6 protein-coding genes are annotated in these 13,014 nt (G+C 43.3%); 3 read left to right on the top strand and 3 right to left on the bottom strand.

Going from position 1 to position 13,014, the window contains the following annotated elements; genetic code table 11:
- Positions 1–63 precede the first annotated feature (63 nt).
- The 3 genes from ACYZZR_RS11295 to uvrA all read right to left on the bottom strand — a co-directional run bounded on the left by ACYZZR_RS11295 (position 64) and on the right by uvrA (position 6,683).
- The gene (locus ACYZZR_RS11295) at positions 64–2,955 is read right to left on the bottom strand and encodes a gluzincin family metallopeptidase (protein WP_461534116.1); all 2,892 of its coding nucleotides are present in this window, start codon (positions 2,953–2,955) and stop codon (positions 64–66) included.
- 4 nt (positions 2,956–2,959) lie between these two features.
- Positions 2,960–3,649 (bottom strand): LOG family protein, encoded by a 690-nt coding sequence (locus tag ACYZZR_RS11290; protein ID WP_461534115.1) that lies wholly within the window; start codon positions 3,647–3,649, stop codon positions 2,960–2,962.
- Positions 3,650–3,845: 196 nt separating this feature from the next.
- Positions 3,846–6,683 (bottom strand): excinuclease ABC subunit UvrA, encoded by a 2,838-nt coding sequence (uvrA, locus tag ACYZZR_RS11285; RefSeq protein WP_461534114.1) that lies wholly within the window; start codon positions 6,681–6,683, stop codon positions 3,846–3,848.
- A 146-nt stretch (positions 6,684–6,829) separates the two neighbouring features.
- Between uvrA and ychF the strand changes: the two genes are divergently transcribed.
- The 3 genes from ychF (at position 6,830) to ACYZZR_RS11270 (ending at position 12,814) form a co-directional block, all read left to right on the top strand.
- Positions 6,830–7,921, top strand: coding sequence for a redox-regulated ATPase YchF (gene ychF / locus ACYZZR_RS11280; protein ID WP_461534113.1), 1,092 nt, complete (start codon positions 6,830–6,832; stop codon positions 7,919–7,921).
- A 348-nt stretch (positions 7,922–8,269) separates the two neighbouring features.
- On the top strand, positions 8,270–10,126 hold the full coding sequence (locus ACYZZR_RS11275; protein ID WP_461534112.1) for a DNA topoisomerase IV subunit B: 1,857 nt from the start codon (positions 8,270–8,272) through the stop codon (positions 10,124–10,126).
- 72 nt (positions 10,127–10,198) lie between these two features.
- Positions 10,199–12,814, top strand: a complete 2,616-nt coding sequence (locus tag ACYZZR_RS11270; RefSeq protein WP_461534111.1) for a DNA gyrase/topoisomerase IV subunit A — start codon at positions 10,199–10,201, stop codon at positions 12,812–12,814.
- The last annotated feature ends 200 nt before the right edge of the window (positions 12,815–13,014 follow it).

Genomic DNA, 13,014 nt, shown 5'->3' with positions numbered 1-13,014 from the left:
CGTGACGATCTCGGGTTTTGATGGATTTTGTTGGTTAGTTTGTGGTTTCAGCCTATCATTCCCTTAAAACCATTTTCGCGTAAAGAGCTTTAAAAGTGTTCTGGGTTGAAGGGTAACGATAAATCGTATTTTCTGATCGTAGCCTTGTTGTGCGATTTCCCAACCGTTGTTAGAATAGATAGGGAAATACAACTCGAAGTAGTCGGTTACGAGATTGAGTCGAATACCCGAATCGTACACAAAACGCGCGGGTTCGTATTTGCTTTTGATGACCCCTAGGTCTCCGTATAGCTCTACCCATTTCCAGATATTAAAGCTCGCGTTGGTAGTCACCATCCAGTCGTTGGCATAAGGGTCGCGAAACTTCGATTTAAAACCACCTTCTGCTATGATGATTTGCTGGCTTAAAATACCTGAAGTCTCCGACCTGCCCAGATAACCGAAATCGAAGAGGTAATCGGTTGGACGATCGAGTGCGAAGCTGAAATAATCGTTGCTGGTGTCGTTGTAAATAAACTTTCCTGCAAACAGTCTTATGTTCAGTTGGCTGTTGTTTTGGTACAACTTTCGGTACTCTACATCAAAAGAGAGTTTGGAGAAATTGTTGGCCACTTGTAAGTCGGAAAACCAGGAGAAATAATTGATAATCCCGTTGTTGGAATAGGAATACCTAGCGTTGAATACACTGTAATCAGGATCGTTATTGTCGTTGTCAGATACTACAGTTTCGTCTTTTTCTCTGATGACATTTACAAAGCGCAGCGTGAGGGCTTCTCTGATATTGGACCGGAAATCATCGGTTCGGAATCCAAGGCTTATAGTGGGGGTTATGGTGCTGTATCTAAGGTTTTTTGCGTAGTGATAACTCGATCCCCTCAAGGAAAAGGAAGTGAGGTAAAGATTGCCCGAATTGAGATAGTTTCGATAGCCGATAACACCGGAGCCTACCAGCGATTTATTTTTAGTGGCCAACGATGGAACTACGTCTATCAGAAAGGGTTTTTCAGTGAATGTCTTATTGTGAAGACGCATCCCCATCACTACACCGTCGTAAAAATTATATGAGGCTGTTGGGACGTAGAATATCTGATTGTAATAGGGGTTTTCGGCATCCTTAAAAAATTGGAATTTCAACCTTCTGTTTTGCGAGAAAAAGCCCCTTAGTGATTTCCAATTATCTCTCTGGTTGAATTCAGGAATGATCTTGTCGTAGTTCAGTACCAGTCTTTTTTCGTTGTTATTCGGGATGCGAAAGGTACTGTCGCCAGCTATGTTGGCAAACCAGTATTTTGACAAAACGGTATCGTTCCTGACACCGAAGAGCGATATGGGAACATTGGTGCGCTCTTTGTTGCGCACAGTGACCCATATGGAGTCGGAGGTCTTTTTTACTTTCTTAATAGTAAAGTCGATCTTGTTTCGAGTACTCACATATTCGTCAAAAAACCAGTCAATATTTTTATATGAATTTTCTTTAAGACTTTTTTCAAAATCGACAACGCTGACCGATTTGAGCCGATAGTCGCGATAAAACTTTTTGATGGTTTGAGGCATGCTGCCGTCACTCAGATAGTTTTCGAGGTATATCAACCCTAGTCCGGCCTTGTATTTTCCTGCGATTTTTTCGTTAAATTTTATCAGTTCGTCTTTTGGGGTTGCCAGCGCCTGATCGATGTTTTTGCTCAACATCAGCATAAAGAGGAGTGGGTATTGATCATTGTATCCCTTTTCGGCTAGGTGAAAACTTCTCACCAACCACCAATTCGACAACTTTCCGAGGAGTTTCATGTCGGGGTAATAGGTCTCTACGTATTTTATCATCAGGTAGATCTGAATGGCATCGGCAATCCACTTGTCTTTGCGGGTATCCAAGAATAAGGTGTTTTCCAGATAGTTGTTGAGCGTGGTTTTAAGGAGTTTTAGTTCGTATTGAAAGTGCTCTGGAAAAGGACGGAGAAAATCGGGTAGTTGATTGAGACCATAGAGGGGGTTTTTGAGGTACTCCGTTTCGGTGACCATCAGTTTTTGATGGGGGTAGGGACCGAGATGGTCGTCGATAAAGCTGCCGATGCGATCTGTAAAAAACGCCTTTTCCCCACTGGTCAATTCGTCGGATTGCAGATTGGTCACCAAAGACAATCGTCCGGATGAATAGCGCTCAAAAGAATTGATTTTCTCTAGGTATAATTTTACATCATAGCGATTGTCGCCCCTCAAAACGGTTTGGTGTATGCCCGATACAGTCCCGTCTTTTTCAATGTCGAGATCGGAAGTGAGAGTGTAGTCTTCAGGGTAATTGAAAATCACTTTGTAATCTGTTCTTCCGGTATACAAATCGTCTAAATTTTTGTTGCTGTACTTTACCCATTCTTCTCCATTGTATACCGCTGGTGTGAGGTACCAATATCTCATTCTGTAATTTCCCTGTTCGTCATAACCGTATCTGGTAAAGGAATCGGAGGGTAGTTTTACCGTATATGAAAGTTTTAACAGCGCATTGCCACCGGGATAAACCGGGAAGTTGAGTTGTACATTTACGAGATCTTTAGATGGAGATCGCTCCCAGTGTACGGAATGAAAATTTTTGTCGGATATATCTATAATTTTAGTGAAACCTCTTACTTCTTCTTTGGCCAGATGTAGACTTTTATCGAATTCTTCACCGAAGCGCTTGGCCAATGCAGTATTTTTACCGGAATAAGCATTGTTCCAATCGGAGAGATAAATATTGTTTAAGGTGTCTGCAGAGTTGTTGTGAAAAACAATTTCTTGCTGAATATTTATCGTGTGGGTTTCCGGATGCAACCGTGCAGTAATGGTTTGTCTGTTCTGGGCACAGAGGGGTTGTAGCCCAGCTGTAGCGATAAACAAGCAGCAATACCCGGCAATACACATCAAGTGATTGAGCGTATTGTACAACCTATTATATGTCGATGTACGGGGTGATTGCCGCATGCGATTAGAAATTAGGACTCAGACTGCTGTCTTTGTAGAAGGCATCTATAACTTCCAGCACCTCATCGGCAGTATCTACTATCTTTATGAGATCCATGTCCTCCGGACTGATATTGTGGTATTTTTCAAGCAGTGTTTCCTTGACCCACTCAAAAAGTCCGCCCCAGAATTCGGAACCGACTAGAATGATTGGGAATTTGTCTATTTTTTTGGTCTGTATAAGTGTGATGGCTTCAAAGAGTTCGTCAAGAGTACCAAATCCTCCTGGCATGACTACAAAGCCCTGTGCGTATTTGATAAACATGACTTTCCTGACAAAGAAATAGTCGAAATGAAGGTTTTTATCACTGTCTATATAGGGGTTGTCGTGTTGTTCAAAAGGGAGTTCTATATTGAGCCCTACCGAAGTTCCGGCCCCTCGACGGGCTCCTTTGTTTCCCGCTTCCATTATTCCGGGTCCTCCACCGGTAATAATTCCGTAACCGTGGTTGACAATCTTGTATGCAATCTTTTCGGCAAGTTCGTAATACTTGTCCCCCGGTTTGGTTCTGGCAGATCCGAAAATGGATACACAGGGACCTATCCTGCTCATTTTTTCATATCCGTTTACAAACTCGCTCATGATTTTAAAAATGGCCCATGAGTCGTTTGCCTTTATCGCGTTCCAGCTTCTGTTTTGTTGTATTTTGCCCATATTGTTGTTAAGTTATTGGGTTATTAGGTTACTGGGTTACTAGGTTATTGTGTTATTAGGTTATTGGGGCTTGAATGCTATTGATTACTACTTCAAATCGTAAACATATATAATTTTGTTTTTATTATCCTTATACTCAAGTCAATTTTTAGGGTGACTCTTTAAACGATGCTCAAGTAGGTATACGTTAGGACAGCTATTTTAGTCCGAGTTCTTTTTTGAGGAATCTCGCAGTATAGCTTTTCGTATTCATCGCCACTTCTTCGGGAGTTCCTTTTGCTACAACCTGACCGCCGCCTTTGCCTCCTTCATAACCGATGTCGATCAGGTAATCAGCTTTCTTAATCACGTCGAGATTGTGCTCAATGATCAACACGGTATTCCCTTTATTTACGAGTTGATCGAGTACCTCCATCAGCACCCTGATGTCTTCAAAGTGCAGTCCGGTGGTGGGTTCGTCCAAAATATAAAAGGTATTTCCGGTATCTCTTTTCGAGAGTTCAGTGGCCAGTTTTATCCGCTGTGCCTCTCCTCCCGAAAGGGTGGTAGACTGTTGTCCGAGTGTGATATATCCCAGTCCGACTTCCTGTATGGTTTTTAATTTTCTGTATATTTTCGGAATATTCTCAAAGAAATCGACGGCCTCGTTGATGGTCATATCCAACACGTCTGATATCGACTTCCCCTTATAGCGTATTTCGAGAGTTTCGCGATTGAATCGTTTGCCTTGGCAGGTTTCGCACTCTACGTATACATCTGGTAGGAAATTCATCTCTATGACTTTCAAACCACCACCCTTACAAGTTTCGCATCGCCCCCCCGCAACGTTAAAGCTAAACCGTCCGGGTTTATACCCTCTTATCATGGCTTCGGGAGTCTTGGCAAACAGATTTCGGATCTCGCTAAAAACCCCGGTATAGGTAGCGGGGTTAGACCTCGGTGTTCTTCCTATGGGCGATTGGTTGATGTCGATTACCTTGTCGATGTGTTCCAATCCTTTGATGCTTTTGTACGGCATCGGTTTTTTTACCGCATTAAAAAAATGAGTGTTGAGAATGGGGTAGAGGGTTTCGTTGACCAGAGTAGATTTACCACTACCGGAAACTCCAGTCACTCCAATCATAAGTCCGAGTGGAAATTCGACATCTATATCTTTTAAATTATTACCAGTACAGCCTTTGAGTAGAAGTGATTTACCATTACCCTCCCGCCTTTTTTTCGGAATGCTAATTTCACGTGTTCCATTGAGATAATCGGAAGTTAGCGAATGGTGTTTTTTCAGTGTTTCTGGAGTTCCTTGAGAGATGATTTCTCCGCCGTGGCGTCCGGCTCTCGGACCTATATCGATCACGTGGTCTGCTCTTTCTATCATATCTTTATCGTGCTCAACCACCAATACGGAATTTCCGATATCTCGAAGAGATTCCAGCGAATTGATAAGTCGTTCGTTGTCTCGTTGATGCAGGCCTATACTGGGCTCGTCTAAAATATAAAGTACGCCTACTAATTGAGAACCGATTTGCGTAGCCAGGCGAATGCGCTGAGCTTCCCCTCCCGAAAGCGATTTTGAGCCTCGGTTTAGCGAGAGGTAATTGAGTCCTACATCGAGAAGGAATTGTAGTCTGGTGCTGATTTCCTTGATGATTTCTTCAGCGATTTTAAACTGTGTTTCGGAAAGCTGTTCGGGAAGTTTGAGAAACCACTGATGGAGCTCAGAGATATCCATAGCTGCCAGTTGGGCAATATTTTTGTCGTGAACTTTGAAGTACATCGATTCTTTTCTGAGTCTGGATCCACTGCATTCAGGGCATACTGCCTTGTCCATGTATTCCTTGGCCCAGCGTTTTACAGAAGCTGAGCTGTTTTCGTTGTACTGATTTTCGATAAAGCTAATGATGCCCTCAAAGTCGATTTTGTAATCGCGGGTTATCCCGAGGGTTTTCGATACTACAGAAAATTTCTCGTTACCCCCGTATAAAATCACATTAATCGCCTCTTTTGGTATGTCATTGATAGGGTCGTTGAGTTTAAACTTAAAGCGTTCAGCTATGATTTTCAGTTGCTTGAATATCCACGATCTTTTGTATTCACCCAAAGGAGCGATACCTCCTGATTTAATCGAAATATTCCGATCGGGAATAATTTTATTGAGGTTGATTTCTCTCACGTTACCGAGACCGCTACAGCGCGGACACATTCCTTTTGGAGAGTTGAAAGAAAAGGTGTTGGGCTCTGGCGCAGGATAGGAGATTCCGGTAGAAGGACACATGAGAGAACGGCTGAAATACCTCGTATTTTCACTGCCGTGTTCCATGACCATGAGCACGTCTTCTCCGTGGTACATGGCGGTATTGATGCTGTCCGACAGTCGCTTTTGAACCTCTGGATCGGCGCTTAGCTGAAGGCGGTCTATCACAATCTCTATATCGTGGGTCTTGTAGCGATCTATTTTCATACCCCGTTCGAGATCCCGTACCTCACCGTCTATTCTCACCTTTACAAAGCCCTGTTTGGCAATCTGTTCGAAGAGTTCTCGATAATGCCCCTTTCTCGATTTTATAACAGGGGCGAGGAGGTATATCTTTTTACTGTCAAAATCTTCGGTGATAAGTGCACGTATTTGCTCGTCGCTGTAACTCACCATTTTTTCGCCGGTGTTGTAGCTATAAGCGTCCGACGCTCTGGCGTAGAGCAATCGCAGAAAGTCGTATATTTCGGTAATGGTGCCCACAGTAGACCTGGGCGATTTGGAAGTCGTTTTCTGTTCGATGGCGATAACTGGAGATAAACCGTCAATCTTGTCAACATCAGGACGTTCCAATCCACCGAGAAACTGACGGGCGTATGCCGAGAAGGTCTCTATATATCTGCGTTGTCCTTCGGCGTAGATGGTGTCGAAGGCAAGAGATGATTTTCCGCTGCCGGACAGACCGGTAATCACAACCAATTTCTCCCTCGGGATACTTACATCTATATTTTTAAGGTTGTGTACACGGGCTCCGAGAACCTCAATATACTCTTCGTGATTTGTCATATAAAATACGTAAATAGACAGCTTTGGACAAAGGGACGAAATTACGAATTTTCATTTATTTCACCCTCGCAGAAAAGGAGTAATTTGAAGAAGTGAAAAACCTGAACAGTTTCTTATATTTGCACTCGCAAAAAATATGGAAAATAATGAAAGCCGGAATAGTAGGATTGCCCAATGTAGGAAAATCGACCTTGTTCAACTGTTTGTCCAATGCCAAGGCACAGAGTGCCAATTTTCCCTTCTGTACAATAGAACCCAACCTGGGAGTGGTCAATGTACCCGATAGCCGATTGGTAAAACTGGAAGAATTGGTGCAACCCGAAAGGGTGCTCCCTGCTACCGTAGAAATTGTCGATATCGCCGGACTGGTGAGAGGGGCGAGTAAGGGAGAGGGACTAGGAAATCAGTTTTTGGGAAATATACGGGAATGTCACGCTATTATTCACGTGCTCCGCTGTTTTGACAACGGAAATATCGTCCATGTAGACGGTAGTGTAGATCCGGTTCGCGACAAAGAAACCATAGATATAGAGTTACAGCTGAAAGACTTGGAAACTGTAGACAAGCGACTCGAAAAAGTAAATCGAGCTGCCAAGACCGGCGATAAGAATGCTCAAAAGGAGCAAGCGGTACTTCAGAAATTCAAGACGGCTTTGGAAAGTGGTATTTCAGCAAGGGCAGTAGAGGTGAATGAAGATGAAACGGAGATTATAAAAGATTTTCAATTACTTACTTCCAAGCCCATACTATACGTGTGTAATGTGGATGAGGCATCTGCCAAGGAAGGCAATGCGTATGTCGAGAAGGTAAAGGAGGCTGTAAAAGACGAGAATGCCGGAGTTATCGTATTGGCCGTAGCTACCGAAGCCGATATAGCCGAGCTGGAAGATCACGAAGAACAACAGATGTTTTTACAAGATATCGGTTTGGATGAACCCGGAGTAGCGAGGCTCATCCGCGCCGCTTATACACTTCTCGATCTGCAGACTTATTTTACGGCAGGGGTGAAAGAGGTACGTGCTTGGACCGTTCCCGTAGGGGCTACAGCACCACAGGCGGCTGGGGTTATTCACTCCGATTTCGAGAAAGGATTTATTCGAGCAGAGGTCATTGCCTACGACGATTATGTGACCTATGGCAATGAAGCCAAGGTTAAGGAAGCTGGTAAAATGAGAGTGGAAGGTAAGGAATACGTAGTACAAGACGGAGATGTGATGCATTTTAGGTTTAATGTGTAGGGCTTGATAGTTGGTTAGTTCGTAGTTCGTAGTCTGTTTGCTTTTCGGTGTCATTCCGACAATCGGAGGAATCTTGGGTCTAGATATTTGGCTGTTTAAGGTTCTTTGCGCTTTGGGGAAGATTCCTTCCTCCTTCGGCGGACAGGTACTGCGCGAGGGCTCTGTTCTGAATGATATTGTGGTGTCACTACGGGAGGTCGACTATAGGAGCTGAGGTGGTAATCTCTTAGCCAGTACCACAAATCATCAACAATAAGAGTGGGTTTATTGTTGATTAATTTAATTTTTCCACCTTTTATAATTTGTCGGGAGTTGTTATATTAGCGACGGAACCAAATTACTTTCAATATGTCGCAATCGTCACAGTATACCGAAGATAATATACGTTCACTGGATTGGAAGGAGCATATCAGAATGCGCCCCGGGATGTATATCGGTAAACTGGGAGATGGTTCCAGCGCCGACGACGGTATTTATATATTGCTCAAAGAGGTGATAGACAACTGTATCGACGAATTTGTGATGGGTGCAGGAAAGACCATCGAGATTAGCGTACAGGGGAGCAAGGTGATAGTGAGAGACTACGGACGAGGGATTCCCCTCGGTAAAGTGGTAGATGTAGTGTCTAAAATGAATACGGGTGGAAAGTACGATTCCCGCGCCTTTAAAAAATCGGTGGGACTCAACGGGGTCGGTACTAAGGCGGTAAATGCCCTGTCGTCGTATTTCAGGGTAGAATCTACCCGCGACGGAAGGTCGAAATCGGCAGAATTTGAATCGGGCAATCTTATCGAAGAAGAGGAGCTGGAAGAAACCTCACGAAGAAGAGGTACCAAGGTCTCTTTTGTACCCGACGATACCATCTTTAAAAACTACAAGTTCCGCAACGAGTATATTGAGCGTATGTTGAAAAACTATGTGTACCTGAACCCCGGGCTTACCATAGTGTTCAACGGCGACAAGTTTTATTCTGATAACGGACTCAAAGACCTGCTCGAAGACAACAACAATACCGATGATATGTTGTATCCTATCATCCACCTTAAAGGAGATGATATAGAGGTGGCTATGACCCACAGCAAAACCCAATACAGCGAGGAGTACCACTCTTTTGTAAACGGACAGAACACTACTCAAGGAGGAACTCACCTCGCAGCTTTTAGAGAAGCGGTGGTAAAGACAATCCGCGATTTTTACGGCAAGAACTACGAGGCTGCCGATATTCGCAAGTCGATTATAGCAGCTGTTTCGGTAAAGGTGATGGAGCCGGTATTTGAAAGTCAAACCAAGACCAAGTTAGGATCTACCGATATGGGTGACGGATTGCCTACGGTGCGTACCTTTATCAACGATTTTATCGGAACACAGCTGGACAACTACCTCCATAAAAATCAGGAAACTGCCGAGAAGCTACAGCGCAAGATATTACAGGCAGAGCGAGAGCGAAAAGAGCTTTCAGGTATACGTAAACTGGCGAGGGAAAGAGCAAAGAAAGCGAGCCTTCACAATAAAAAATTGCGAGATTGTAGGGTTCACCTGGCCGATATGAAAAACGATCGCCGTCTAGATACTACCTTGTTTATCACAGAGGGAGATTCTGCCTCTGGTTCTATTACCAAGTCGAGAGACGTCAATACTCAGGCGGTATTCAGCTTGAGAGGAAAACCGCTGAACTCCTACGGAATGTCTAAAAAAGTGGTCTATGAAAATGAGGAATTCAACCTGCTCCAAGCTGCACTGAACATAGAAGAATCGCTCGAAGATCTCCGTTACAACAATATTGTAATCGCTACCGATGCCGATGTAGACGGAATGCACATCCGACTGCTTCTCATCACCTTCTTTTTGCAGTTCTTTCCGGAGTTGATAAAGGAAGGACATTTGTATATTCTCCAAACTCCGCTGTTTCGGGTGCGAAACAAAAAAGAAACTATCTATTGCTACAGCGAGGAAGAAAAACAACAGGCAATTCGCAAGTTGAAGGGAAACCCTGAAATCACTCGATTTAAAGGACTAGGGGAAATATCGCCAGACGAGTTTAAATATTTTATTGGAGAAGATATAAGACTGGATCCCGTAATGCTCGACAAGGCGATGTCTATAGATAGTTTTCTAGAGTTCTATATGGGAAAAAATACTCCAGACAGACAGGAGTTTATCATCAATAACTTGAAAGTGGAGCTCGATCTAGTGGAAGATGAATAGTGACTGGTTTTTACGGATGTAGTTTTTTGCAATACCGACAATCAATTTATTAGCTTATAAAATATCCTTTGCATGGACGAAAATATAGACAATCAGGATCTCAATAACGAAGATGCCGGTGCGGATTCCATAACCCGAGTAACGGGAATGTACAAAGACTGGTTTCTGGATTATGCCTCTTATGTGATTCTCGAACGTGCCGTACCTGCAATTGAAGATGGTTTTAAGCCTGTTCAGCGACGTATACTTCACTCGATGAAAGAACTCGATGACGGGCGATACAACAAGGTAGCCAATATTGTGGGACACACCATGCAGTACCATCCGCACGGAGATGCTAGTATTGGTGATGCCATGGTGCAAATAGGGCAGAAAGACCTGCTGATAGATACTCAGGGAAACTGGGGAAACATACTCACCGGCGATGGAGCCGCAGCACCTAGGTATATCGAGGCCCGACTGTCTAAATTCGCCCTTGAAGTGGTATACAGCCCTAAGATTACAGAATGGCAGTTGAGTTATGACGGAAGAAAGAAAGAACCGGTCAACCTACCGGTCAAATTTCCTCTATTACTGGCTCAAGGAGCTGAAGGAATCGCTGTTGGACTGTCGACCAAAATACTCCCGCATAATTTTTTGGAGCTGATAGATGCCTCTATAAAGCACCTCAAAGGCAAGTCGTTTAAACTATACCCCGATTTTCCTACTGCAGGGATTGCAGATATTACCAATTACAACGACGGTATGCGCGGAGGAAAGGTGAGGGTAAGAGCGAGAATATCTCAGTTGGACAAGAATACTTTGGTGATTACCCAAATACCTTTCGGTACAAATACCTCCTCGCTTATAGACTCTATTCTCAAGGCCAACGACAAAGGGAAGATAAAGGTCAAGAAGATTGAAGATAACACAGCGGCTGAAGTGGAAATTCTGGTGCACTTGCCATCGGGGATCTCTCCCGATAAGACCATAGATGCGCTATATGCCTTTACGGCCTGTGAAACCTCAATATCTCCGCTAGGTTGTATTATCGAAGGCAATAAGCCGCTGTTTATAGGAGTTTCTGAAATGTTGAAACGGTCTACTGATAACACCGTCGAACTGCTGCGCAGCGAATTGGAAATACAGCTTAAAGAGCTGGAAGAACAATGGCATTTTGCCTCTCTTGAACGCATTTTTATAGAAAACAGGATATACCGCGATATTGAAGAAGAAGAGACCTGGGAAGGGGTCATAGCGGCGATAGACAAGGGGCTGCAGCCGCATATTAAACACTTGAAACGAGCGGTGACCGAAGAAGATATTGTTCGACTTACCGAAATCCGTATCAAGCGGATCTCTAAGTTTGATATCGATAAAGCCCAACAGAAAATTGATGCTCTCGAAGGAGATATCGCAGAGGTAAAACACCATTTGGAACACCTTGTTGAATATGCTATAGATTATTTTACTCGACTTAAAAAGACCTATGGTGAAGGTAGGGAGAGAAAAACCGAATTGCGCGTTTTTGACGATATTGAAGCTACCAAAGTAGTAATGCGCAATGCTAAACTATATGTAAACAGAGAAGAAGGCTTTGTCGGTACCTCTTTGCGCAAAGACGAGTATATCTGTGACTGTAGTGATATAGACGATATTATTGTCTTTACTGCAGAAGGAAAGATGATGGTGACCAAAGTGGAAGCCAAAACCTTTGTGGGGAAAAACATAATTCACGCGGCAGTCTTTAGAAAAAAGGACAAGCGAACGGTATACAATTTGGTGTATAAAGACGGAAAGGGAGGAGCGAGCTATATCAAGAGGTTTAATGTCACTTCTATAACGAGAGACCGGGAATACGATTTGACTCAGGGCAAGAAGGGATCGTCTGTTCTCTATTTCTCAGCTAATCCCAACGGAGAAGCTGAAATGATTACCGTGTTTTTGCGACAGGCAGGTAGCATTAAAAAACTCAAATGGGATATTGATTTTGCCGATGTGTTGATCAAGGGAAGACAGTCTAAGGGAAATTTGGTTACTAAATACGCTGTGAAGCGCATCGAATTGAAAGAAAAAGGAGTATCTACCCTGAAGCCGAGAAAAATATGGTTTGACGATACCGTACAACGACTTAATGTAGACGGGCGAGGAGAACTTCTCGGAGCATTTAGAGGTGAAGATCGCCTGCTGATTATCAATCAGTCCGGGGTAGTCAAAACTATAACTCCCGAGCTGTCTACACACTTTGAAGACGAGATGATAGTACTTGAAAAATGGAATCCTAAAAAACCCATTTCTGCCATTTATTACGACGGGGAAAAAGAACGCTATTTTGTGAAGCGATTCCTCGTAGAACACGGCAATAGAGAAGAGCTCTTTATTACCGAACACCCCAAATCGCAGCTCGAAGTTGTCTCTACCGACTGGAAGCCGATGGCTGAAGTGGAGTTTGTAAAACCCAGGGGAAAACAAGCCAAAGAAAACCTGACTGTCAACCTCGAAGAATTTATATCCGTGAAGGGAATCAAGGCTCTTGGAAACCAGTTGACCACAGATAAAGTAAGACAAATCAACCTTCTCGATCCATTGCCCTATGAAGTGCCAGAAGAATTAGAACCAGAAGATATAGAAGTGGTAGATGAAGAAAGTGTAGAAGGTAAAAAAGAAGACGATAAAGACAGGACGCAGATAAGTTTTGAATTTGAATAGATTTCGCCTTCGATACAATAAGAATAAGAGAATACTCCCCCTATCCGATGAAGTTTAGCATAGGTACATTCAGAATTAAATAAACATTTGTAATTCAGTGAATTAATCCGTAATTTAGAGAAACAAAACCCCGAAAATTGGCCAAAGTGCCAAAAAACGGGGTTTTTCTATTCTACGTGTCTATGAAATTACAAAGAATT

This window comes from Sinomicrobium sp., from assembly GCA_029266035.1.
Lineage (GTDB): Bacteria > Bacteroidota > Bacteroidia > Flavobacteriales > Flavobacteriaceae > Sinomicrobium.
Note: the sequence above shows the minus strand (reverse complement) of the source record. Positions and strands in the feature narration are given on the sequence as shown.

Bases quoted from the DNA above. Each gene is read 5' to 3' on its own strand.
- ACYZZR_RS11295 (WP_461534116.1), bottom strand. From the start codon at position 2,955: ATGCGGCAATCACCCCGTACATCGACATATAATAGGTTGTACAATACG.
- ACYZZR_RS11290 (WP_461534115.1), bottom strand. From the start codon at position 3,649: ATGGGCAAAATACAACAAAACAGAAGCTGGAACGCGATAAAGGCAAAC.
- uvrA (WP_461534114.1), bottom strand. From the start codon at position 6,683: ATGACAAATCACGAAGAGTATATTGAGGTTCTCGGAGCCCGTGTACAC.
- ychF (WP_461534113.1), top strand. From the start codon at position 6,830: ATGAAAGCCGGAATAGTAGGATTGCCCAATGTAGGAAAATCGACCTTG.
- ACYZZR_RS11275 (WP_461534112.1), top strand. From the start codon at position 8,270: ATGTCGCAATCGTCACAGTATACCGAAGATAATATACGTTCACTGGAT.
- ACYZZR_RS11270 (WP_461534111.1), top strand. From the start codon at position 10,199: ATGGACGAAAATATAGACAATCAGGATCTCAATAACGAAGATGCCGGT.